The 23312-nt window shown below is 67.0% G+C and carries 23 protein-coding genes and 1 tRNA gene; 8 read left to right on the top strand and 16 right to left on the bottom strand.

Annotation, left to right across the window (positions count from 1 at the left end; translation table 11 throughout):
* Both N5J29_RS03875 and hisS read right to left on the bottom strand, forming a co-directional pair.
* Nucleotides 1-327 (bottom strand): YerC/YecD family TrpR-related protein, encoded by a 327-nt coding sequence (locus tag N5J29_RS03875; protein ID WP_080375237.1) that lies wholly within the window; start codon nucleotides 325-327, stop codon nucleotides 1-3.
* Nucleotides 328-497: 170 nt separating this feature from the next.
* On the bottom strand, nucleotides 498-1895 hold the full coding sequence (gene hisS / locus N5J29_RS03870) for a histidine--tRNA ligase (protein ID WP_053516730.1): 1398 nt from the start codon (nucleotides 1893-1895) through the stop codon (nucleotides 498-500).
* A gap of 138 nt (nucleotides 1896-2033) precedes the next feature.
* Here hisS and N5J29_RS03865 point away from each other — a divergent pair, with 138 nt between their 5' ends.
* Nucleotides 2034-2786: a helix-turn-helix domain-containing protein gene (locus tag N5J29_RS03865; protein WP_053516731.1), complete on the top strand. Its 753-nt coding sequence runs from the start codon at nucleotides 2034-2036 to the stop codon at nucleotides 2784-2786.
* A gap of 91 nt (nucleotides 2787-2877) precedes the next feature.
* On the opposite strand, the gene thrC is transcribed toward N5J29_RS03865, so the two are convergent.
* From thrC to thrA, 3 genes are read right to left on the bottom strand one after another with little or no spacing between them, the layout of a single operon-like run.
* A complete protein-coding gene (gene thrC / locus N5J29_RS03860) occupies nucleotides 2878-4164 on the bottom strand; it encodes a threonine synthase (RefSeq protein WP_164152305.1) in 1287 nt (428 codons plus the stop codon).
* A gap of 29 nt (nucleotides 4165-4193) precedes the next feature.
* Nucleotides 4194-5108, bottom strand: coding sequence for a homoserine kinase (locus N5J29_RS03855; protein WP_065175578.1), 915 nt, complete (start codon nucleotides 5106-5108; stop codon nucleotides 4194-4196).
* Complete coding sequence (gene thrA / locus N5J29_RS03850) at nucleotides 5105-7609, bottom strand: bifunctional aspartate kinase/homoserine dehydrogenase I (RefSeq protein ID WP_164152307.1); 2505 nt, start codon at nucleotides 7607-7609, stop codon at nucleotides 5105-5107. Before thrA ends, N5J29_RS03855 begins: the two co-directional genes overlap by 4 nt.
* 27 nt (nucleotides 7610-7636) lie before the next feature.
* Here thrA and N5J29_RS03845 point away from each other — a divergent pair, with 27 nt between their 5' ends.
* Entirely contained in the window at nucleotides 7637-7957 is a 321-nt protein-coding gene (locus N5J29_RS03845) for a hypothetical protein (protein ID WP_164152309.1), read from the top strand.
* A 9-nt stretch (nucleotides 7958-7966) separates the two neighbouring features.
* Here the strand turns inward: N5J29_RS03845 and N5J29_RS03840 are convergent, their stop codons facing one another.
* Together N5J29_RS03840 and N5J29_RS03835 are read right to left on the bottom strand one after the other, a co-directional pair.
* Nucleotides 7967-8917 (bottom strand): DMT family transporter, encoded by a 951-nt coding sequence (locus N5J29_RS03840; protein WP_164152311.1) that lies wholly within the window; start codon nucleotides 8915-8917, stop codon nucleotides 7967-7969.
* A 126-nt stretch (nucleotides 8918-9043) separates the two neighbouring features.
* A complete protein-coding gene (locus N5J29_RS03835) occupies nucleotides 9044-9739 on the bottom strand; it encodes an AraC family transcriptional regulator (protein ID WP_164152313.1) in 696 nt (231 codons plus the stop codon).
* An 80-nt stretch (nucleotides 9740-9819) separates the two neighbouring features.
* On the opposite strand from N5J29_RS03835, the gene N5J29_RS03830 reads away from it, so the two are divergent.
* Nucleotides 9820-10593, top strand: a complete 774-nt coding sequence (locus N5J29_RS03830) for a DUF6491 family protein (protein ID WP_053516738.1) — start codon at nucleotides 9820-9822, stop codon at nucleotides 10591-10593.
* On the opposite strand, the gene N5J29_RS03825 is transcribed toward N5J29_RS03830, so the two are convergent.
* From N5J29_RS03825 to N5J29_RS03800, 6 genes are all read right to left on the bottom strand, one after another.
* A complete protein-coding gene (locus N5J29_RS03825; protein WP_053516740.1) occupies nucleotides 10590-11642 on the bottom strand; it encodes a linear amide C-N hydrolase in 1053 nt (350 codons plus the stop codon). The genes N5J29_RS03830 and N5J29_RS03825 overlap by 4 nt on opposite strands.
* Before the next feature lie 83 nt (nucleotides 11643-11725).
* Nucleotides 11726-12154 carry a BLUF domain-containing protein gene (locus N5J29_RS03820; protein WP_128988643.1) on the bottom strand — a complete coding sequence of 143 codons (429 nt, stop codon included), beginning with the start codon at nucleotides 12152-12154 and terminating at the stop codon, nucleotides 11726-11728.
* A gap of 89 nt (nucleotides 12155-12243) precedes the next feature.
* Nucleotides 12244-13371 carry a hybrid sensor histidine kinase/response regulator gene (locus tag N5J29_RS03815; RefSeq protein ID WP_197623921.1) on the bottom strand — a complete coding sequence of 376 codons (1128 nt, stop codon included), beginning with the start codon at nucleotides 13369-13371 and terminating at the stop codon, nucleotides 12244-12246.
* Nucleotides 13368-13943: a chemotaxis protein CheB gene (locus tag N5J29_RS03810; protein ID WP_128988641.1), complete on the bottom strand. Its 576-nt coding sequence runs from the start codon at nucleotides 13941-13943 to the stop codon at nucleotides 13368-13370. Before N5J29_RS03810 ends, N5J29_RS03815 begins: the two co-directional genes overlap by 4 nt.
* On the bottom strand, nucleotides 13943-14767 hold the full coding sequence (locus tag N5J29_RS03805) for a CheR family methyltransferase (protein ID WP_065175572.1): 825 nt from the start codon (nucleotides 14765-14767) through the stop codon (nucleotides 13943-13945). The genes N5J29_RS03810 and N5J29_RS03805 overlap by 1 nt, the downstream gene beginning before the upstream one ends.
* Nucleotides 14764-17865, bottom strand: a complete 3102-nt coding sequence (locus N5J29_RS03800) for a response regulator (protein WP_164152317.1) — start codon at nucleotides 17863-17865, stop codon at nucleotides 14764-14766. Before N5J29_RS03800 ends, N5J29_RS03805 begins: the two co-directional genes overlap by 4 nt.
* Before the next feature lie 152 nt (nucleotides 17866-18017).
* On the opposite strand from N5J29_RS03800, the gene N5J29_RS03795 reads away from it, so the two are divergent.
* Nucleotides 18018-19172 (top strand): PAS domain-containing sensor histidine kinase, encoded by a 1155-nt coding sequence (locus N5J29_RS03795; protein ID WP_053516751.1) that lies wholly within the window; start codon nucleotides 18018-18020, stop codon nucleotides 19170-19172.
* Nucleotides 19169-19528: a response regulator gene (locus tag N5J29_RS03790; RefSeq protein ID WP_053516753.1), complete on the top strand. Its 360-nt coding sequence runs from the start codon at nucleotides 19169-19171 to the stop codon at nucleotides 19526-19528. Before N5J29_RS03795 ends, N5J29_RS03790 begins: the two co-directional genes overlap by 4 nt.
* Before the next feature lie 15 nt (nucleotides 19529-19543).
* Here the strand turns inward: N5J29_RS03790 and N5J29_RS03785 are convergent, their stop codons facing one another.
* The 3 genes from N5J29_RS03785 to N5J29_RS03775 form a co-directional block, all read right to left on the bottom strand.
* Nucleotides 19544-19678 carry a hypothetical protein gene (locus N5J29_RS03785; RefSeq protein WP_258012811.1) on the bottom strand — a complete coding sequence of 45 codons (135 nt, stop codon included), beginning with the start codon at nucleotides 19676-19678 and terminating at the stop codon, nucleotides 19544-19546.
* Nucleotides 19679-19810: 132 nt separating this feature from the next.
* The gene (locus N5J29_RS03780; protein ID WP_164152319.1) at nucleotides 19811-19993 is read right to left on the bottom strand and encodes a hypothetical protein; all 183 of its coding nucleotides are present in this window, start codon (nucleotides 19991-19993) and stop codon (nucleotides 19811-19813) included.
* A gap of 886 nt (nucleotides 19994-20879) precedes the next feature.
* Nucleotides 20880-20956 (bottom strand) — tRNA-Arg (locus N5J29_RS03775).
* Between the two features lie 109 nt (nucleotides 20957-21065).
* Here N5J29_RS03775 and N5J29_RS03770 point away from each other — a divergent pair.
* From N5J29_RS03770 to N5J29_RS03760, 3 genes are all read left to right on the top strand, one after another.
* A complete protein-coding gene (locus tag N5J29_RS03770) occupies nucleotides 21066-21668 on the top strand; it encodes a phosphatase PAP2 family protein (protein ID WP_164152422.1) in 603 nt (200 codons plus the stop codon).
* A gap of 77 nt (nucleotides 21669-21745) precedes the next feature.
* Nucleotides 21746-22078: a hypothetical protein gene (locus tag N5J29_RS03765; RefSeq protein WP_053516758.1), complete on the top strand. Its 333-nt coding sequence runs from the start codon at nucleotides 21746-21748 to the stop codon at nucleotides 22076-22078.
* A 77-nt stretch (nucleotides 22079-22155) separates the two neighbouring features.
* Nucleotides 22156-23262 carry a polysaccharide biosynthesis/export family protein gene (locus N5J29_RS03760; RefSeq protein WP_164152424.1) on the top strand — a complete coding sequence of 369 codons (1107 nt, stop codon included), beginning with the start codon at nucleotides 22156-22158 and terminating at the stop codon, nucleotides 23260-23262.
* The last annotated feature ends 50 nt before the right edge of the window (nucleotides 23263-23312 follow it).

Raw genomic sequence — 23312 nt, 5'->3', positions numbered from 1 at the left:
TCAGCGCGAGGCCAGACGGTCGATGGCAGCGGCATAGCCTCGATGGCCATGCTCGAGCGAGCGCGCCACCCGTCCGGTGGTGGTCACGCTGACCCCGGTGCGCTCGTGGATCTCGCGGTATGGCACCCCCTGCTGCAGCAGCGGCACCACTTTCCAGCGGTCGGCCATGGCCTCCAGCTCGGCCGGAGTACACAGGTCACGCAGGAAAGCCATGACCTGCTCCGGCTCATGCAGGGCCGCGAACGCCTGGGCCAGGGCTTCCAGATCGGCCTGGGGGTCTTTGGCGGCGATGTCGGGGCGGGCTTTCACGGGGCGGATCTCTTGCATCAATGTAATAGCGCGCTAGTACATTAGCGCATTCTTGCGCAGTGCGTCAAACCACCCCATCGCCTCCACCCGAGCATTCAGGTTCCGGAAACGAAAAACGCCCGCCAGAGGCGGGCGTCATCCAGGTCAGCGCCGCCCCACCGGGAGAGCGGCGGCACGGCAATGTCAGTTCACACCATCACCTTCGACTGTTCCAGTTCCACCTGCAGGGTGCTGGCCAGCTCCTCGCGGGATACCTCGAACTGCTGCTCGCGGAGCAGATCCTTCACCGCCACCACCCCGCGCGCCAGTTCGTCCTCGCCGGCGAGCGCCACGAAGCGGATGCCCGCCTTGGCCGCGTACTGGAACTGCTTGCCGATCTTCTTCGGCTCCATCTGCACTTCGGTGTTGATGCCACCGGCCCGCAGGCGGCGGGCGATATCCAGTGACTGCGCCATGCCCTGCTCGTCCATCAGCGCCACCAGCGCCTGCACGCTGCTGGCCTCGATTCCGTCGATCAGGCCCGCCTCACGCAGCTGCCAGAACAGGCGCGACAGGCCGATCGAAATGCCGACGCCGGGCAGCTTCGACTTGCTGTAGTGGCTGGCCAGGTCTTCATAGCGGCCGCCGGAGCAGATCGAACCGATCTGCGGGTGGTCGGTCAGCGTGGTCTCATAGACGGTGCCGGTGTAGTAATCCAGGCCACGGGCGATGGAGAAGTTGAGGCAGTAGGCACTCTCCGGCACACCCAGCGCCTGCACCAGCTGCAGCACTTCGCGCAGCTCTGCCACGCCGGCACGCAGCGTTTCCGAGGACCCCGCAGCGTCCTCCAGCGCCGAAAGCTGGGCCAGCGCATCGGCATGCCCCTGCGAACGCACGGCCACGAATGCCAGGATCTTCTCGACCTGTCCGGCCGGAATGCCGAACCCGTCGCCCACCAGCGTCTCGCGCACGTAGTCGGCGCCCCGCTTGTCCAGCTTGTCCACTTCACGCAGCACCGCCAGCTGGCGCTCGCCCTCGGCCACGCCCAGGCTTTCGAAGAAGCCACGCATCAGCTTGCGGTTGTTCAACTGGATGCTGAAGTCTCCGATGCGCAGCTCCGAGAACACCGCATGGATCACCGCCAGCACTTCGGCGTCGTACCGCACGCTCAGGCTGTCCTTGCCGATCACGTCGATGTCGCACTGGTAGAACTCGCGGAAACGGCCGCGCTGGGCACGCTCACCACGGTACACCCGCTGCATCTGGTAGCGCCGGAACGGGAACGTCAGTTCGTGCTCATGCTCAGCCACATAGCGCGCCAGCGGCACGGTCAGGTCGAAGCGCAAGGCCATTTCCGGAAGCGAGCGGTCACCCGACTCGGCGGCATTGGCCAGCGCACCGGTGGACTGCACGAAGTACACCTGGCGCTCGGTCTCGCCACCGGACTTGGTCAGCAGCACATCGGACAGCTCGAACACCGGCGTCTCCACCGGCAGGAACCCGAAGCGCTCGTAGTTGCGGCGGATGACGTCCAGCATGCGCTGGAACGCAATCTGCTCGCGCGGCAGCAGCTCAAGGGTGCCGGGCGGGGTACGGGGCTTGATCACGGGAGCAACTCCTGCTGGAACGGGACGTGGGAGGGGGCGACATTCTAGCGCCCTGGAGCGCGCGGCCGCCTGACGCAGGGTCGAACAGCCGCTTGAAGTATCATAAGGCCCTCCCCGCCCGCGATACGCCCACGCACCATGTCCCGGCCTTCCGGCGCCCCGTCCGCCAACAACGACACCGCCGGGCAGTCCTGCTCCACGTTGGACTGCCTGCACTGCTCGGTCCGCCACCTGGCGGTGTGTTCGGCGCTGTCTCCTGATGAAGTGCAGGCACTTGAACAGGTGACCGTCTCGCAGGCGGTGACGATGGGCAGCACCCTCGCCCGCACCGGCGAAGAGCGCCAGCATGTCTATACATTGACCGCCGGCGCACTGCGCCTGGTGCGGACGCTGGCCGACGGCCGCCGCCAGATCAATGGCTTCGTGCTACCGGGCGACTACCTGGGCCTGAGCGGCAGCGACCATCACCGCTACGACATCGAGGCGATCGCTGACAGCCGGGTCTGCCGCGTCGCGCTGCCGCAGATGAAGGCGCTGCGCGGGCGTTATCCGCACCTGGAGCGCAAGCTGCTGCAACGCGCCTGCCAGGAGCTGGACGCTGCGCAGGATGCGGCCCTCGCCCTGGCGCGGCTGCAGCCCGCGGAAAAGCTGGCTGACTTCCTGCTGCGCCTGGCCGCGCGCGAGGCGCGGCTGGGCGGCGACGGCCTGCGCGTCTCGCTGCCGATGGGGCGCGGCGACATCGCCGACCACCTCGGCCTGACCATGGAGACGGTCAGCCGCACCTTCACCAAGCTGCGTCAGCAGGCGCTGATCGCGCTGCCGCACCTGAACGTCGTGGAGATCCTCGACGAGGACGGGCTGCGCCAGCTGGCGGGCGACGTCCAGGGTTGAGCGTCGCGCCGCGACCTGCGCCCGGTGGTACCGGGCGCCCCACCCTGCCCCTTGCTTCAGACGACACCGCGCCATGCCCGGCACCTGTGCGTCAGCGCAGCAGCACCTCGCGCAGCGCCGCATAGTCGGCAGCCAGCGGTTCCGCATGCGCGGGACGCTGCAGCAGCGCCGCCAGCTCCGGAGGCACCGGCGCTGCTTCGCCGATCAATGGCTCCACCACCGCCTCGAACTTGGCCGGGTGCGCGGTTGCCACCACCGCCCAGTCGCCCTTCGCCCCGCCCGCGCGGAGGTCCTTCAGCACCTTCACTGCCGTCGCGGTATGCGGGCAGAACAGCTCGCCCCCGCTGGCGTGCGCACTGGCGATGGTGGCGCGGATGGTCACATCATCCACCGCGAAAGCACGGAAGGCTGCGCGCAGTTCGGCATCGTCGCCGTCGTACAGCCAGCGCAGGCGCTCGAAGTTGCTCGGCGCGCCCACATCCATCGCATTGGCGACCGTGGCGACACTGGGCTGCGGCTGATACGCGCCGCCCTCGAAGTACTTCGGCAGCACATCATTGGCATTGGTGGCCAGCACGATCTGGCCGATGGGAACCCCCAGCGTGCGTGCGAGCACCGCAGCCATCGCGTTGCCCAGGTTGCCGGTCGGCACCACCACATTGAGCCGGCGCCGATGCTGCCCATGATGGACGAGTGCCGCATGCGCGTAGTAGCTCATCTGTGGCAGAAGACGCCCCAGGCTGATGCTGTTGGCCGAACTCAGCGGCACGTCCACCTGCAACGCCCGATCGGCCAGCGCCTGCTTGACCATGGCCTGGCAGTCGTCGAACGAACCCGCCACGCGCAGCGCCTGGATGTTGTCGCCGAAGCAGCCGAGCTGGTGCGCCTGGCGCGGCGATACCCGGCCATCCGGATACAGCACCACCACGCGCACGCCCGGTTGGCGATGGAAGGCCGCCGCCACGGCGGCACCGGTATCACCGGACGTGGCAACGACGATCGTCAGGTCGCGTCCCTTGCCCGCCTGCAGCCTCGACAGCGCGCCTGCCAGGAAACGTGCGCCGATGTCCTTGAAGGCCGCAGTGGGACCATGGAACAGCTCGAGGACGTAGTCGCCACCGCCAAGCGGACGCAACGGCACCGGAAAATCGAACGCCTCACGGCAGATCGAAGGCAGCGCCTCCTGCAGCGCGTCGCCGTCGAAGAAGGGTGCCAGCAGATCGGCGGCGGTTTCGGCGAGGGTCTCGCCCTGCTGCACATGATGCGGCGCAGGCAAGGCGCTGGGCACATACAGCCCCCCATCGGGGGCGAGGCCGGCGGCGATGGCGGCACTCAGGCCTACGGCCGGCGACTGGCCGCGGGTGGAAACGAATTGCATGGGATCGGTATCCAATGAGAGGAAAGAAGTCAGCACAGTCGTGCTCCCGCCGCGTCCAACGGCGAGACCCAGGCGTCACTGTCGAAGCCGGCAGCCGCAAATGCCGCCCGAACCTGCCCTGCGGCAGCCTGCGCCTGCACCGCATCTTCGAACCAGGCGAACACGCTGGGACCGGCACCGGAAATACCCGCGCCCATTGCGCCCGCCGACAGCGCGGCGTCACGCGCTGCCTCGAATCCCGCGATCAGGCCGGCACGTCGTGGCTCGATCAGCACATCGCGCAAGCCGGCGCGCACCAGCGTGGCATCGCCGCGATGGCAGCCGCTGAGGACCAGGGCCAGATTCGCGCTCTGGGCGACAAACTCGCGCAGCGCGTAACTGCCCTGCAGCGCCTGCCGTGCCCTGCGCGTTTCCAGCACGGCATGCGGATGCACCAGCAGGCTGTGCCAGCACGCAGGCACCGGCACCGACACCACCCTGTCGGCGGTGCACAGCGCCAGCCCGCCCGCCAGCAAGGGTCCGACGTTGTCGCCATGGCGACCGCCGCTGGCCACCGCTTCGCCGTCGAGCGCGTGCGGATACAGGGCGGCGCGTGGCAGCGGCGCATCCAGCAGCGCGTTGGCTGCAACCAGTGCCGCGACGCAGGATGCTGCTGAGCCACCCATGCCGGAGCCGAACGGAATGCCCTTGTCGATCTCCAGCTCGAACCCGTAGCCCAGGCCCAGGCCCTCGCGCAGTGACAGCAGTGCCGCGCCAGCCGTGTTGCCCGCTGCCTCCAGTGGAAGCTCGACCGCACTGCCACGGATCGCCGCGATACGCACCACAGGCTCATCGATGCGGCGCACGCTGACCGTGTCGCCGATACCGGCGATGGCATGGCCCAGAATGTCGAACCCCACTGCCACATTGGCCACCGACGCCGGTGCGAATGCACGTGCGATCACAGGCGCGCCCCTTCACCGGCCGCCACCCGCAGCAGGTCGGCAAACACGCCTGCAGCCGTGACCTCCGGTCCCGCGCCGGGCCCCTGCACCACCAGCGGATTCTCACAGTAGCGGCGGGTGCGGAACTGCACCACGTTGTCGGTCAGGCGCAGGTTGGCGAACGCGTGTGCCGCCGGCAGCTCGTGCAGACCCACCGACGCGCCGTCCGCGTCAAGCCTGGCCACATAGCGCAGCACTGCGCCGCGCTCGCGCGCGTCCTGCAGGCGTTGCTGCAGTGATGCATCAGACTCGCCCAGGCGGGCCATGAAGTCCTCGACGCTGCCTTCGCGAAGCAGCGCCGGCACCAGGCTTTCCACCTGCACCTGTTCAAGACTGAGTGCGTGGCCGGCCTCGCGCGCCAGGATCACCAGCTTGCGCGCGACATCCACGCCCGACAGGTCATCGCGGGGATCCGGCTCGGTGTAGCCCATCGAACGCGCCTGCGCCACCAGCGAGGAGAACGGCTGGCTGCCGTCGAAGCGGTTGAACAGCCAGGCCAGCGTGCCGGAGAAAATGCCTTCGATGGCCAGCACCTCGTCGCCGGTATCGACCAGGTCGCGCAGCGTGGTGATCACCGGCAGGCCGGCGCCCACGGTCGCCTCATAGCGGAAGCGCGCGCCGCTGGCAGCCGCCGCCGCACGGATCCGCTGGTAGCGCGACAGCGGGCCGGCGCCTGCCTGTTTGTTCGGGGTGACCACATGGATGCCCGCGGCCAGCCAATCGGCATAGCGCTCGGCGACCTCGCTGCTGCCACTGCAGTCGATCACCACCGCATGCGGCAGGTGCGCGGCCAGCAGATGCTCGGTGAAGCGGTCGAGATCGCTGGCCTCACCGCCCGCCTGCAGCGCCTGCCGCCAGTCGGCATGCAGACCATCGGCCTCCAGCCGCATCCGCGAACGCGATGCCAGTGCACGCAGGCGCAGATCGACATTGGCCTTGGCCAACAGCTGCGGGCGCGCCGCCAGCAACTGATCCAGCAGCGCGGCACCGACGTTGCCTGGCCCGATCACGCCCACCGCGAACGTCTGCGGCGACAACCAGAATCCGGCGTGGGCGGCGCGCAGCGCGCGCGTCGCGTCAGCGCTGTCCACGGCCACCGAGATGTTGCGCTCGGAGGAACCCTGGGCGATCGCCAGGATATTGACCTGCGCCCGGCCGAGCGCCTCGAACAGGCGCGCAGCCACACCGGGCTGGCCCGCCATGCCATCGCCCACCGCCGCCAGCACGCTGACCCCTTCGTGGACCTGCACGCGCTGCACCTGGCCGACCGACAGTTCATGGGCAAAGGCCTGCAGCAACGCCCCGCGGCCACGGCCCGCTTCGGCAGCCCGCACCACGCAGCAGATCGAGTGCTCCGAAGAACCCTGCGAGATCATCACCACCGACACCTGCGCCTGGCGCAACGCTGCGAATACGCGCTCGGCGGTGCCAGGCACGCCGATCAGGCCGGTCCCCTCGAGATTCAGCAGGGCCAGGTCGGGACTCAGCGTGAGCCCCTTCACCGGTCCGCGCGGCGAGCGCTCGGCGCTGATGCGCGTACCCGGGTGGGTCGGCTGGAAGGTGTTGCGGATGAAGATCGGCAGCCCGAGCCGGATCGCCGGCGACATCGTCTGCGGGTGCACCACTTTCGCGCCGAAGTACGCCAGCTCGCAGGCTTCGTCGTAGCTCAGCGACTCCAGCTGCACCGCCTCCGGCACCAGTCGCGGGTCGGCCGACAGCACACCATCGACATCGGTCCAGATGTGCAGCTCGTCGGCATTGAACAGCGCGGCGAAGATCGCGCCGGAGTAGTCACTGCCGTTGCGGCCAAGCGTGGTGATGCGGTCGTTGCGGTCCCGGGCGACGAACCCGGTGGCGACCACGCGCGTCTGCGGATGCTGCAGGCGCCATTTCGCCAGACGGTCGGCGCTGGCTTCCCAGTCCACATCCACGCCCAGCTCGCCGTGGCCGACCACGAGCACGTCGCGTGCATCAAGGACGGCGCAGTCCTCGCCGCATGCGCGCAGGTACGTACCCAGCAGCTGCGCGGAGAACACCTCGCCCAGGCCCTGCACGCGGTCGAGCACTTCACGCGGCAGCTCCCCGATTACGGTCAGCGCGGCCAGCACTTCGGACAGCTGCTCGAAACGCGCGTCGATCCACTCCACGGTGTCGCCCACCTGTTCGCCGAGCAGGGCCACCGCGGCCCCACGATGGCGGGCACGCAACGCATGCCAGGCCTCGCGCCACCCCTCGTCTCCCTGCGCCGCCAGCTGGGCCAGTTCAATCAACGCATCGGTGACGCCCTTCATGGCCGAGACAACGGTGACCTGCTGCGATTCGGGGCGGGCCCGCAGCAGGCCGCCGACATGGCGGTAGCGCTCGGCGTCGGCCACCGAAGTGCCGCCGAACTTGTGCACGACCGTGGACGGCGCGGCCAGCTCGGCCGGGGCAACAGGAGGGGGGAGAACGTGGGAAGACATGCAGACCTCGGCAGGAGGCCCCGTCGCATGCAGGTGTCGAGTTTCCCCGCCACCTGGATGGTGCGGGGCCGTGGTTTTCGGGAGTTACACGAAGACGACGGGCCGCACCAGGGCAGTGGTGACGGTGGTGGTGGTAATGGTGGTGATGGCGGCCGGTGCAGTCGGACGCCCCGCGATAGCGGGTGCAATCAGACTGACGGTGGCGGCATCAAGGACCATGACGGACAGAAAACACTGTTCAGCCCGCTGCTGTCAAGTGCTGCAGCGCAAAAACTCCCTGCGCCGATCATCTGCCAACGTGCCGTCATTTGGTTGCAACTGAGACAAAGCAGCGATCGTCGACTCTGAGATGGCCATTCAGCCGGCATGTTCGGCGATCGCGCGTGGCGCGCGGTGAGCGTGCGCGCACAGCATCACTCCCGCCACCAGGAACACGATCGCCAATGCCTCCAGCACGGTTGGCCAGCGCTGCTGCCAGGCAAATGCGTACAGCAGCGCGAACAGGGTTTCGAACACGATCATCTGCCCGGTCAGGGTCAGCGGCAGCAGACGGCTGGCACGGTTCCAGAATGCGTTGCCCACGATCGACGCCACGACCGCGACACCTGCGCTGATGGCCCAGAATGCGCCCCATTGTGCGGCCGTATGGCTGTCGGCGGACCCGGCGAAGGCCATCGGTACCAGCAGCAGGGACAACCCGCCGGTGGTGACACCCGTCAGCAACGACCAGTCATGGCTGGACAGATCCGGGCGCCGCGCCAGCCAGCGGCTGTTGCCGATCGAGTACAACGCCCACGAGAACAGTGCACCGAAGGCACACAGCAGGCCGATCAGGCGCTGCCGCCAGGGCGTCGCCAGGTGTTCGGACATCAGCGCCTCCCACCCCACCAGGGTCACGCCAAGCACGCACAGCGCCAGAGCCGGCAACAGCTGCTTCAGGGGAACCGCCCCCTGCTCGCGCACGCCCACCAGGGTCACCACGACCGGAATCAGGCCGACGATCAGCGAGGCCGCAGCGCCACCGGCCCACTGCACGGCCGTGGCCAGCAGCAGGAAGTACACCAGGTTGCCCGCCAGGCTCAGCCACAGCAGGCCGTACCATTCCGCGCGCCCCAGCCGCGGCGCCAGCCGCCTCCAGCGCGGCAGCAGCAGGATCACGGCGATGAGGCCATAGACCAGATAACGGCCGGCAGACAGCTGCAGGGCGTTGAACGTGTGCAGCACGGCAGGCGCCAGGAACACCACGCCCCACAGCGCGCCCGCGGCTACGCCATTGGCGATGCCCAGGACCATCGGATTGTTGCGCATTGCGGATTCTTCGGGGGAGAAGAGGCCGCGCAGTGTAGCCGCCCACCGGACGACCTCTCTTGACCCAGGCTATTGCCGTCCCGGCAGCGCCGGACGCACTCGGCGGCGTTCCCGCAGCGCCATGGATCAGAGGCTGCCCCGCCGCCAGGCCGCAGGGGTTACGCCGCTCTCCCGGCGCAGCGCTCGGGTCAATGCGCTCTGTTCGGAATACCCCGCGGCCAGCGCAATCTCGCTGATCGGCAGCGCACTGGTCCGCAGCTGGTGCTTGGCCCAGCGCAGGCGGCAGGCACCGACCCAGGCCTGCGGACTCAAGCCGAATTCGCGCTGGAACAACGCATGCAGCCGGCTTTCGCTGACGCCGACGAATGCCGCCATGCGCGCGACCGGCCAGGGCTGCCCCGGGTCGGCCTGTACCGCCGTGCACAGCCCCTGCATGCGCGCGCCACTGCCTGCCGGTGCAAACACCCTCAGCAAGGCAGGCAGCAGCAACGGCAGCGGCTGCCCCTGCCGCACCTCGGCCAGCCCCTGGCGCAGGGCCAGCGGCAGATGCAGCCACCGCTGCCTGCACAGGTGCTCCTGCGTGTCGTCGTCCAGAACATCCGGACCGCAATCAACGATCACGAAACCGTTCGGACCCTCCGCCATCTGGTCATGCGCCTCGCCGGCGGCCACGAATGCGCCCTGCAGAAGGTCCAGCCGGCCGCCCCGCCCTTCCAGCTCGAACTGCAGCTCGCCCTGCAGTGGCAGCACCCATTGCGCGTAGTCGTGGCGATCCAGGCCGGTGGCCTGGCCATAGTGCCGGAGGTGGAAAATGGCGCCCATTCGGCAAGTCTGCGCGCCTGACACCGGCGGTGCAATTGACTGCTATAGTCGGGCCGTCTATCCAGCAAGGAGTGCAGGTCATGGCATATCGACAGGTTTCCCTGGCTCTGGCCGCGAGCATCGGCCTGTCCCTTTCCGTCACCGCCAGCGGGCAGGAACGCCGGGCGCCGGCACCGCACTGCCTCGACGCCGTGGGCGTGCAGGAGGTGGAGCAGGCCTCGCCGCGCTCGATCGCCGTCCGTGCCGCTTCCGGCCAGGCCTACCGGATCGACTTCAGCGAAGACTGCCCGAACGTGCGTGCGGCCACCTCCCTGAAGCTGGAAGCGCCGGCAGGCTGGGCCTGCGGCCGCCCCAGCGAACGCGTTGTCGTGGACGGGCACAGCTGCGCGGTCAGCGCGGTCAGTCCAGTGCAGAACCGCGACTACGCCACTGTCGCCCGTGACAGTGACCGCCTGAGCACCGCGACCCTGCCTGCGGTGACCATCAGCGAGCGGCGCGAGCAGCGCCGCAGCTTCGGCGGATCGCCCGCCTACTGTTTTGCAACCCGCAACGTCCGTGCCTGGTCCTCCGATCAGCAGGGGCTGCTGGTGGAGACCAATCCACGCCGCAATGGCGGCCACCGCTACTACCGCGTCGAACTGGGCGGCAGTTGCCGCCAGCTGGACCGCGCGCCTCAGGTCAGCTTCCAGTCCGGGCTGCAGAACGGCCTGATCTGCGGCAATCCCGGTGATCGCATCCTCAGTGCCGAGTTCGAGCCCGGCGACGAGCGCGGCCTGGGGCCGCTGCCGCTGTACACCCGCGGCAGCTGCCAGATCCAGGCGGTCTACCCGGCCGCGACCCAGGCGTCGAACTAGCTCCCGACACCGAGGAAGGTGAACGGTGCGCTGGGAACGAAATGCTCCAGCGCATCGCCGGAGAAGGTGTTGCGCTGGTCCTTGCCCAGGTCCAGCTTGAGCACCTTGCCACCGAAGTCGATCCTGTTGAGGTCCACCCAGAACGTATTCGGCGTCATCGCGGACTCGAAGAAGTACAGGCGTCGCTTGTGGTCGGCCACGGTGCGCCAGCGCGTGGACGAGATGTTGGGCTCGCCCGGCGTGGTGATTCCGTACGGCACCGAGACATTGCGGATCACACTGAACACACTGGCCAGTGCCACCACGGGGTCTTCCGCCTTGGGAATCGCATTGATGTAGAACGACGCGCGTGCAAAACGGTCGGCCGATCGGTTGGTGCCCGGCAGCATCACCGTGCCGCCGATCTGCTGCCAGTAGCTGTTGAGCGCAAGCTGATGCTCGAAGATGGGCGAATTCGTCATCACCTGGTAGCGGCGATCATGATGGATGACCTGACGGCCACCGATGTATTCCACGATCGCGCTGTCGCCGCTGGCATCGGACAGAGAGAGATGCAGGGTCGCCTGCCGGTCCTCGCCGGGCACCTTGTCGGTGACGATGGAGTACGGCTCACGCTGCAGCGCCGCCACGGCCTCTGCAACCGTCGCGAAATTATCCAGCACGTACTGCGCCCACAATGAAATGGCCAGGCCGGGCTTGCTGCCGCGCTGCTGCGGATACTCCGATTCCACCAGCCAAAGCAGATTGGCGACCAGCCCCTTCTCGTTCATGCCATCGGTGGTCGACACGTCGTAGCCGGTGGCCACCACGCTGCCGTACCGTGCAGTCCATGCCAACGACTTCGGCCCGGCCTCGCCGGTCCGTGCAATTCCGCGCGGCAACACGTACAGGTTGGTCGCCACATCGACCTTCCAGTCCATCGACCGCGCCGTGATCACATCGCCGTTGTCACCCAGATAGACCGCACGTGTGCAGGCCAAGGCAGGCATTGCAGCGCCTGCCAGGGCCGCCACCAGCAGCGCGGCCCCTGTGTGCTTCATCCGTACCATGTTGCCCCCTTCCATGCCCTGGAGATCCAATCTCAGCGCATGCAGGGTGAGACAGCGGTGAAGCCCGGCACCCCTGCCGCGACTCAGCCGGCGTGGAGCGCCGGCTGCACGATGTCGGCGAGCAGGTCCACCGCCGTCGGCGCCGCGCGGTCGCCCTGCAGCGCACGGCTGAATCCGGCCCAGTCGCCCACCGTGAGTCCATGCAGCATGGACGCCTCCACCTGCAGGACACGCATCGCCCAATAGGGAAACTGGCGCTGGCCAAGCCTGCTGCGCGCCAGCTCGACGATGTCGACATGGCTGCCGGCCTGCAGGATGCGCTCATAAACCGAATCAATGCCATCCGGCGGCCCTTCGATGTACTGCAGGAAGCGCCCGCCATCATGCAGCAGCACCCCGGTCACGCCAGCCAGCTTGTTGAAACGGGCGGCGTCGTCCACCAGCGCCTTCAGGCGATCTGCGGAAAGATCCGGCAGCGCCTGGCTGACGTAGGCGATGGCTCGCAATGGCATAGCGCTTCCCTGGCAAGATATGCAGCCACGGTAGCAGTTGCGGATGAGCCCGTCATAAGGCTGCGCCCCGCTTGCTGAAGAATTCAGGTTCAGGCCATGTCCGGTCCACCGCACCGCCGCGGCAGTGCCGCCTCCAGCACAACCTGCCCCGCATCGTTGCGCGCGGTCAATCGACCGCCGTGAGCGCGCACGAACTGATCGACGATGTACAGCCCCAGGCCGAGGCCCTTGCTCTGGTGGAAGCTGGCCTTGAAGGGCTCGAACAGCCGCGGCAGCAGCGCCGCGTCGATGTGGCCGGCATTGCTGACCCGGAACACCACCCGCTGCGGGTCACGCCCGTCCAGTTGGACATGTGCTTCGCCGGCATGCGTCAGTGCGTTGCCGATCAGGTTCGATGCGACCTGCCCCAACCGGTCCATGTCGCCCTGCAGGACGGTATCGCCCTGCGCCTGGAAGCGGATCCGCTCGAGTCCGTGGGCACTGCCCGCCTCCGCAATGACCGCGCGGGCCAGGGCGTCGAGGTCGCAGGTCGTGGTCTGCAATCGCAGGCCGCCGCTGCGGATGCGCGAGAAGTCCAGCAGCTGCTCGACCATCCGTGCCATGCGCAGCGTGCTTGCTTCCAGGTGCTGCAATGTCTGCTGCGCAGCGGAATTGCCCGCAGGCAGTTCCAGGCTGAGCTTGTCCGCGCAGAGCAGGATGGCGGACAGCGGCGTCCGCAGGTCGTGGGTAAGCACCGCGGCCATGGTCTCGTTCAACTTCAGCGCGCGCTCCAGGGCTTCGTTGCGCACCTTCAGCAGCTGCCGCTGCTGGTACAGCTGGATGAACACATTGACCTTTCCGAGGATCACCTGCGGCGCCACCGGCTTGTGCAGGAAATCCACCGCGCCGGTTTCGTATCCCTTGAACGCGCGCACCGGATCATCCGGCGACGCGGTGAGAAAGATGATCGGCACGTCGCGGCTGCGCAGCGAGCCCCGCATCAGTTCCGCCAGTGTGAAGCCATCGATCTCTGGCATGTGCACATCCAGCAGCGCCAGCGCCACCTCGTGCTCAAGCAGCAGTTCAAGCGCCTGGGCGCCGGAGCTGGCCAGCAGCAGGTTGACCCCCTCGCGCTGCAGCAGTGCCTGCATGGCCACCAGGTTCTGTGCAACGTCATCGACGATCAACAGGTTGACCGGGGCCTGGGACTGCGCAGGGTCCGGTGGCAACAGGTTCATGAAAACAACTCCTTCAAGCGGCGACACATCAGTTCAAGGGGCAGCACCGCATCGGCGCCGGCATGCTGCAGGGCCGAGGCCGGCATCATCGAAGCTTCGGCCTCTTCGGGGCATTGCAGCCAGGCGCGACCTCCCGCCTCGCGCACTGCCGCCACGCCCTCGGAGCCATCACTGCTGGCGCCGGTCAGCAGCAGTGCCAGCACGCGCGGACCAAACACCGCCGCGGCCGATTCAAACAGGGGGTCGATGGCCGGACGCGAATACAGCACAGGGGGATCGATCGACAGGGCAACCGAGGACCGGTCTTCCACCAGCAGGTGATAGTCCGGCGGCGCAAACGTCACCGTACCGCGCTCTATCGGCTGCTTGTCCTCCGCCTCGCGCACCGGCACCGCGCAATGCGGCGCCAGCACCTCGACGATGCGGCTGTTGCGGTCACGGGGCACATGCAGAACCACCAGCACCGGCACCGACAGGCCCGCCGGCAGCGCCTGCACGATGGCCTGCAGGGCAGCGACCCCGCCAGCGGATGCACCGACCACTATCACCTCCGGCAGACCGGCGTCATTCATCAGGCGACCTTCCGGTACAGCCGATGTTCGCGCGAACACACGTCGAACGCGTCGTGATGGCAACCGAACTGCAGCGACTCCTTGCTGCCCAGGCCGAGGAAGCCACGATGCACGAGCGCTTCCCGGAACAACCCCACGGCCCGGTCCTGCAGGTCCCGGTTGAAATAGATCAGCACATTCCGGCACGACACCAGGTGCACCTCGGAGAACACCGTGTCCGTCGCCAGGCTGTGGTCGGCGAACATGATGTTGCGTCGCAGGTGACGGTCGAACACGGCCCCGTCATACGCCGTCGAATAGTAGTCCGACAACGACGCCCTGCCCCCCGCCGCCAGATAATTGCGGCTGAACTGCGCCAGGCGATCGATCGGGTAGGCGCCGGCCTCGGCGGTCACCAGGGCCCCGGGATTGATATCGGTGGCATAGACGATGCTGCGCTCCAGCAGCCCTTCTTCGTGCAGCAGCACCGCCAACGACCACACTTCCTCGCCCGTGCTGCAGCCCGCCACCCACAGCTTCACCGAAGGATAGGTGCGCAGCACCGGCACCACCTGCTCGCGCAGGGTGCGGAAATATGCCGGGTCCCGGAACATTTCCGAGACCTGCACGGTGAAGAACTGCATCGCCTGAGTGAAAAGCTCCGGCTCGTGGAGCAGGCGATGCTGCAGGTCCGACAGCTTCTCGCACTCGTAGCGCTGCATGGCCTGACGCATGCGCCGTCGCAGCGACGACACCGCGTAGCTGCGGAAGTCGTAGTGGTAGCGCTGATAGATCGCCTCCAGCAGCACCTTCAGCTCCAGGTCGAACAAGGCCTGCTCGTTCATTGACGCGAGCACCACACCCGGCACAGCGAGACCAGCTTGTCGACATCGATCGGCTTGGCGATGTAGTCGTTGGCGCCGGCCTGCAGGCAACGCTCGCGGTCATCGGGCATGGCTTTCGCGGTCAACGCGATGATCGGGAGGTCCTGCAGGTGGCGCTGCGCCCGGATCTCGCGCATCGCCGTCAGACCATCCTTCTCCGGCATCATGATGTCCATCAGCACCAGGTCCACCTCGCGCTGCGCCAGCCGATCGACCGCCTCCTGGCCGTTGCGCGCGATCTCCAGGTTGACACCCAGCGGCTCGAGCACGCTCGACAGCGCGAAGATGTTGCGCACATCATCCTCGGCCAGCAGTACGGTGCGCCCATCAAGGATGGTGTCGCGCCGGCGCGCCTCGCGCAGCAGGCGCTGCTGATCGGTGGGCAGGCTCGCCTCCACGCTGTGCAGGAACAGGGTGACCTCGTCCAGCAGGCGCTCGGGAGAGCGCGCACCCTTGATGATGATGCTCTTGGAATAACGACGCAGCCGTTGTTCTTCCTCGCGGCTGAGCGCACGTCCGGTGTAGACGATCACCGGCGGGAAGCCGACGTCATCATTGCCGGCCATGTGTTCAAGCAGGTCGTAACCGCTGCCGTCCGGCAGGGAAAGATCCATCACCATGCAGTCGAACGTGACACTGCTGAGCTGCTCCAGCGCTGCGGCCAGTGTGCCGACGGCGACGATCTGCAGTTGATCACGCCCCAGCAGCAGCTCCAGGTTGCGCCTCAGCTCGCTGTCATCCTCGACGATCAGCAGGCGCCTGACATCGCGTTGGCTGGTCTGCTCGAGCTGCTCGATGGCCGCCGCCAGCCGCTCGCGCGTGGTCGGCTTGATCGCATAGCCGATCGCGCCCAGCTCACGGGCCACTTGGCTGCGGTCCATCGCCGAGACCACGTGCACGGGGATGTGCCGCGTGTCCGGGTTGCGCTTCAGACGCTCCAGCACGCTCAGACCTGACACGTCGGGCAGGCCGATGTCGAGCAGGATGCCGTTCGGCCGTAGTTCGGCAGCCAGCGCCAGCGCTTCCTCTGCCGTGCCGGCAACCACGCAGTCGAAGTCCAGTTCATGCGCCAGCACCACCAGCGCTTCGGCGAATGCCACGTCGTCCTCCACCGCCAGGATCAGGCGTCCCATGCGCTGCCGCCGGCCACGATCATCTGGAACGTGTGTGGCAGCTGCGGGCGGGGGCGCAGGCGCAGTCGGCGCCATCTGTGCAACCACCGGACGCGCTGCCGGAGTGGCCACGCGCGCGGGCTCCGCTCCCGGCTCCGGCGCGGACACGGGGGCGCCCTGCAGCGGAAGCTCCAGCACGAAGCAGCTGCCACGCCCCGGTTCACTGTCCACCTGGATTTCGCCGCCCATGCGGGCAGCCAGGTCGCGCGAGATCGACAGGCCCAACCCGGTGCCGCCATAGCGCCGGCGGGTGCTGCCATCAGCCTGGCGGAAAGCCTCGAAGATCACCGGCAACTGCTCGCGTGCGATGCCGATGCCCGTATCACAGACCTCGAAGCGGATGCGGCCACTGCCGCCGGGACGCACGTGCAGGCTGACCTTGCCGTGCTCGGTGAACTTCAGTGCATTGGCCAGAAGGTTCTTCAGAATCTGCTGCAGGCGCTGGCTGTCCACCACCAGCTGACCCGGCGCCAGCGCATCGGCGCTGATCTCCAGGGCAAGCCCCTTCTGCCGCGCGATCGGATCGAAGGTCTCGCGCAGCCGCTGCAGCGCGCTGTCGACCGCGACCACTTCATCGCTCAGTTCGACATGCCCGGCTTCGATGCGCGACAGGTCGAGAATGTCATTGATCAGCGCCAGCAGATCGTTGTTCGACGACAGGATTGCCCGTGCGTACTTCACCTGCTCTTCGGTGAGCGTACCGTCCTTGTTGTCGGCCAGCAGCTTGGCCAGGATCAACGAGCTGTTCAGCGGCGTACGCAGCTCGTGCGACATGTTGGCCAGGAACTCGGACTTGTAGCGCGACGTCGCCGCCAGCTCGTTGCTGTTGCGCACCAGCTGGCTCTGCGCAACCAGTAGGGCCTGCTTCTGCGCCTCCAGCTCGTGCGTGCGCTCCTCAAGCTGTACGTTGCTCTGCTCCAGTTCGGCCTGCTGCTGTTCCAGATGGGTCTGCGACTGCAGCAGGCTGCGGCTCTGCTCTTCCAGCTCCTCGTTGGCCACGCGCAGTTCTTCCTGCTGGGCCTGCAGCTCCTCTCCCTGGCGCTGCGACTCCTCCAGCAGCACGACCAGCTGCGCGCGCAGCAGCGACGCCCGCAGGGCCATGCCGATGGTGTCGCCACAGCGCTCCAGCAGTTCGCGGTCCAGATCACGCTGTTCGCCGACGCTGGATCGACCCAGCTCGACGATGCCGACCACGGCACCGTCACTGGTGATCGGTGCAAGGATCCGCTCACGCACCGGAACCCGCCCCAGGCTGCTCTGGAGTTCAAGTACCGAGGCCTCATCGCCCTGCAGGTGGCGGGTGCGCAGGTCGCGCGCGACCTGTCCGGCCAGCCCCTCCTGCAGCGCCAGCGACGTCGGCATGCCGGCCGGCAACGCCAGTCCGCCCGTCAGTTGCAGACGGCCGCCCTCAAGCCGGTACACGGCGCCGACATCGGCCTGCAGCTGCGAGGCCAGGCTGGTCGCCGCCGCCTCGGCGATCTGCTCCGGCCCCAGGTCTCCCCGCAGGCTCATGGCCACGGCGTTCTCCGCCTCCTGCAGCCACAGGGCGCGCATGGCCTGCCGGCGCGCCTGGATGGCGCGGGACACGATCAGCGCGATCATCAGGAAGGCCGCACCGCCGATGGTGCGATTCACCAGCGAGAATGCCGAATTCGTGCTTGCCGGGGCGATGTGATAGCCCACCATCAGCAGCGCGCAGGCCAGCACCGCGACCACGAACGGTGCGCGTGCACTCCGCTGGAACACCGTCACGCCAACGGCCAGGAAGTAGGCCAGCCACACCGCATAACCCAGAGGCACGACAAGTTCCAGTGCGATGGTTGCGGCCAGCAATGCGGCAGCAGTCATCCATATCCAGCGGTCGCGCGAGGTTGCACCGGGACGCATACGGGGCGATTCCAGAAGGCAAAGAAGTGCGTGATGGTACCCCGTGTCGTATTCAGCCGCATACGACCAATGGCACGGGTCATCCCTGCACACATCCTTCACACTGCAGTGCCTAGCTTTCCGGCCCTCACAGGGGTAATGCTCATTTCCACGTGGACGCACCCGCTTCTACGAGGTCCGCTCTGACGGACACTTCCCAACAGCTGCGCCTGCTGATAGACAGCGTGCGGGACCATGCGCTGTATCTGCTCGATCCCGAGGGCATCGTCTGCAGCTGGAACCCCGGGGCCGAACGCATCAAGGGGTATGCAGCCGAGGAAGTCATCGGGACCCACTTCGGACGCTTCTACCTGCCAGCAGACCGCGACGCCGGCGAGCCGCAGCGGCTGCTCCGGCTGGCCGCGCAGCAGGGTCATTGCTCCGCCGAAGGCTGGCGCGTCCGTCGCGACGGCGCCTCGTTCCGCGCCAGCATCGTGATCGAGCCGGTGCTGGAGAACGGCGAACTGCTCGGCTACGTCAAGATCACCCGCGACATCACCGAACAATGGCAGGCGCAGCGCCTGCTGCGTGACGCACAGCGTGCACTCCGGCAGACCCAGCAGTTCGAGACGGTCGGCCGGTTGAGTCGTGGGCTCTCGCATGAATTCAATAATCTGTTGACCACCATCGGCAACGCACTGGATCTGCTGGCGCTGCGCGTGGGCAGTGATCCGCGGGCCCACGAACTGCTTTCCACTGCACAGACGGCGACCGACCGCGGCGCATTGTTGACCCGCCAGTTGCTTGCCTTCAGCACCGGGCAGACCCTGATCCGTGAACCGGTGGACGTCAACGAACTGATCGTCGAGTCCTTGCCGGGCCTGCGGCGCGCGCATGCCTCGGGTACACTGCTGGGCACGGAACTGGCTCACGATCTGCCGCCGGTCTGCACCGACGCGCTGCAGCTGCAGACCGCCCTGGCGAACCTGGTCGCGAACGCTGTCGAAGCCACGGCCGATGGCGGCCACGTGCTGATCGCCACCGCACTGGAGCATCGCCTTGATCCGGATGGAGAGGCTGGCCAGCAGCGCCGATACGTGACGGTGAGCGTGCGTGACCAGGGGCGTGGCATGCCCGTCGATGTGGCGGAACGCGCGACAGAGCCTTTCTTCACCACCAAGGACATCGGCAAAGGCAGCGGACTGGGCCTGAGCCAGGTGTTCGGATTCACCACCCAGAGCGGCGGCTTCGTCGATGTCTCCACCACGCCAGGCGTCGGCACCACAGTCAGCCTGCTGTTACCCGCACTAGAGGAACCCGCCCCATGACCGATGATCCGATCCGCGTGCTGATGGTGGAGGACCAGACCGACCTGCGCGAAATGATAGGGCTGGCCCTGCGCGATTTCGGCATCGACGTGGCGACCACGGCCGACGGTCATGAAGCAGTGGCCCTGCTGCGCGGCGATACCCGCTTCGACGTGGTGTTCAGCGACGTCAGCATGCCCAATGGCATGTCCGGCATTGAACTGAGCGAACACGTCGCGCGCGACCAGCCGCACGCCCGCATGATCCTCTCCTCCGGCTATGCGCGTTCGCAGCTGCCTCCCCTGCCCGAACAGGTCGAGTTCCTGCCCAAACCCTATCGGCTGCGGCAACTGGTGGAGCTGCTCAGGCAGGACTGAGCCTCGCCAAGTGCGTCAGGGGAGTTTTTCCCTGTCCGCACGCCTGCTGCGGCCCCTGCGCCGACGGTGAACCCGGCTGCAGATTTCAAGAATTCCGAGCACGCAGGCGAACACCGCGGCCACTTTGCCAAGGGCGATCAGCAGGTGCATGGCGACTCCCGTCTGGACCGAAGGCGTGCAGGTGGCCGGGTACTCCTCCCGGCATTGGGGGCCACTGTAGGCCCGGCAAACCCATGCAGCCCGCAGACTGCTATGCGTTTCCGGCAAGAATCACCCGCGGACTCAGTCATCCAGAGAGTCGGCCTCGCCCGGTTTCCGGCTGATCCGTGATCTTCGCCAGCCGCCGTGGGAGCGGAAGTAGCCGGTATCCCCGCTGACGGTATAGAGCAGCGCTGCCCACGCGGCGGCGACCAGGGAGGCCTGCCAGCCCCGCGCCTTGCGGAAGGCGTACTGGAAACGCCCCATCACCCGGCCGCCGGGGGGATGATCGGGAAGGCGGGGCGGCGTGCGCGTCCAGGGAAGACGGCATGGCCCACCCGGCAGCACAGGGGGACGGCGCCCGGTCCGACGCCAACGGACGTCACGGCATTGCGATTCATTCGGATCCTGCTGGTCATGGGGGAAGCGCTGCGCACGGCAGGCTCAAGGCCTGCCACGAGTCCCCCTGCCGACCCGTCACGCTGCAGTGAAACTGGGCGCTGAGCAGTTAGCCTTGTGTGAAAACGGCTTGCTTACCTGACTGGATGTTCAGGCTCCCCGCCCCTCTCGCGAACCCTCGGCCCTCACCAGAACGAAATAAGGGCTGTCAAGAACGAGAGTCTTAACAGTTCATGCTGTATGGTCACTGCATTCGGCTTCTCTTCGGCGCGAAATTCCTCGCCTCCGTGTCCAGCCCCTGACCGGCAAGACACATGACCACTCCTGTTGCATTCCGGATCCTGCGGATCCGCCCTTTGCTGCGCCTGGATGCCACCATCGAACGGCTGGATTCCGTGCAGGCCAAGTGCAAGTCATGTGGGGACGAATCACGGATGTCGCATGGGTGCGGGCTCACCGATGTGCACGGGGGTGTGCAACTGAGGTGTCCCGCCTGCGGCTCGATCGATGTCTTGACGGCGGCGGATGCCTGGGGCCACTGGGTGCAGCAGATCAGGCACGATCGAATACTCGCACTCGCTGGCCTGTTGCCAGAGGACCTGGATCGCCCCTAGGTGAGCCTGGCGGAAGGCAGACCAGGCCGCCGCACGCCCTTTTCCAACGCACTGTGGCGGGTGGCAAGCACGCCGCAGCGAAGACAGCACGCCGCAAGCAGAAGCGGTACCCGCCTGATCATCTGCGGGCAATTGACCGATGGTGACCCCGGCCCGATTCGAACGGGCGACCTTCCCCTTAGGAGGGGGACGCTCTATCCAGCTGAGCTACGGGGCCTTGCGCAAGCGGTAAAGCATACCGCGTCCAGCTGAATGGACCAAGCCACCGACGATCGCCGCGCCATCGGCGGCAGGTATGCTGGCCGCCCCCACATCAGTCCCACCGGATGTCCGAGTTCTGGCTTTTCCTCTCCAATTTGGGCGACAGCCGCTGGCTGCTGCCCATGGCCATGGTGCTGCTGCTGGCATCGCCGCGAAGCGAATCGTCCTTGAGGCGACGCTGGGCCGTCGCCATCGCCGTGACCGCCGGACTGACCTTGGCCTCCAAGCTGGCGTTCATGGGCTGGGGGCTGGGCATTCAGCGTCTGGACTTCACCGGCATTTCCGGGCACGCCGCCATGTCCAGCGTGGTGTACCCGGTGGCTCTATGGCTGACGGTGAGCACTGGCGAACGCAGGGACCTCCGCTGGTTCGCTGCAGGCTCTCTGCTGGCCGGTGCAATCGCGTATTCACGACTGCCTGTTCAGGCACACTCGACATCGGAGGTCATCTCCGGCCTGACTCTGGGCCTGGCTGCAAGCTGCGCGGTGCTGGGGACATCGGTCACCCCCTCGCGGCCGAAAGTCCGGGTGCTGTTGCTGGCCTGCGTGACGGGGCTGGTGGTTCCGGCGGCCATTTCGGATCTTCGGACACACGATCTCATCAGGGACGCCGCCAAGCTGCTGTCGGGGCGAAGCAGCACGCATGAGCGGCATGACCTCGGGAACTGAACCCGGCGCTTGACACTGCGGGCCTTCCGCCGCAAGATTGGGGTGAAATTTTCCCTAACGGAGTAGGTGCCTCTCCCATGTTCAAGAAGACGATCGCCGTTCTGGCCCTGGCGGCATTCTCCGCCTCCCCGATGATGGCCTTCGCGCAGGACGCGCAGGCAACCACTGACGCCGAGACCCCGGCTGCCGAAGTGACCGCCGGCGCTGAAGCCGCTGGCTATTCGAACGCTGCCATTTTCGGCACCACTGTAGTCGGCATTGCAGCCGCAGCTGTGGCTTACAGCATCGGTGGCGACAGCAGCAGCGGCAGCGACGACAATGGTGGCGGCGAACCCGGTGGTCCGGGTCCGGGCGGCCCAGGCACCGGCGGTACGGGTGGCACTGGCGGGACCGGCGGCACCGGCGGCTGATTCGCCCTGCTGTTCGAGCAAGCCCTCGCCGGGCAATGCACGGCGGGGGTTTTTTATGCCTGTCGGAAACCCACCACATGAACATGAAGCCTCTCCGTACTCTCGCCACTGCACTCACTGTGCTGGCCGTTTCCGGCTGCGCATTCGCGCCAGGTCAGCACCTGCGCCGAAGTGATGTCACTTCGCAGAGCAGCGACGATAGCCGACTGGAAATCGTCACCATCACCTCCAAGCTGATCGCCCAGGAGCATGCAGCTCGCAACGAACAGACGCTTCCTGCCGAGCTTTTCGATTACCAGCCTTCCCCTTACCAGGTCGGCATCGGTGACATCCTCTACGTGACGGTCTGGGATCACCCTGAACTCACCGTACCCGCCGGCTCCCAACAACAGGGCGCGCTCGCCGGTCGTCTGGTGCAGAGCGATGGCACGCTGTTCTACCCCTACATCGGGAAGGTCAAGGCGGCGGGCAAGACCCCGTCTGAGATCCGTGAGGAAATCAGCCGGCGCCTCGCGCAGTACGTGGAATCGCCGCAGGTGGATGTGTCGGTCCTCAACTACGGCAGCCAGCGGGTGTGGGTCACCGGCGCGGCCGAGCGGTCCTCGCCCGTCCCACTGGGCACCTCGCCGCTTACCCTGACCGATGCCATCAGCCAGGCCGGACTGAACGCAGCCCAGGCGGATCTCTCGGGCATCCAGTTCAGCCGCGACGGAGTGAGCTACACCATCAACCTTGAAAGTCTGGCCAAGGAACATGGTGGGCGCCAGCTGTTCCTGAAGGATGGCGATTCAATTTATATCCCCTATCTGGATCGCAAGGAGGTCTTCGTCGTTGGCGAGGTCAACCTGCCAGGCGCGTACAGCTTCCGGACCGGCGACGTCACATTGAACCAGGCGCTCGGTCGTGCACGCGGGCTGCTGCAGCAGACGGCCAATGGCAATGCGGTGTACGTCATCCGCGGCAGCACCGATCTGCAGCAGGAGCCTTCGGTGATCTATCAGCTGGAAGCACGCTCACCAACAGCATTTGCCGTCGGCAGCCAGTTCAAGCTGCAGCCCGGGGACGTGGTGTTTGTCGGCGCCGCAGGTGTGAGCCGCTGGAACCGCTTCGTCAACCAGCTGCTGCCCTTCACCAATATCCTCTACACGGCCGCGCGCACCGGAACCGAAGTCAGGGACAACTGACATGGCGCGGACGGGAGCAGCCTCGGTGCGTTCATTCCGACGCACTTCAG

It is taken from the genome of Stenotrophomonas sp. GD03680 (genome assembly GCF_029844625.1).
Classification (GTDB): Bacteria; Pseudomonadota; Gammaproteobacteria; order Xanthomonadales; family Xanthomonadaceae; genus Stenotrophomonas; species Stenotrophomonas maltophilia_P.
Note: the sequence above shows the minus strand (reverse complement) of the source record. Positions and strands in the feature narration are given on the sequence as shown.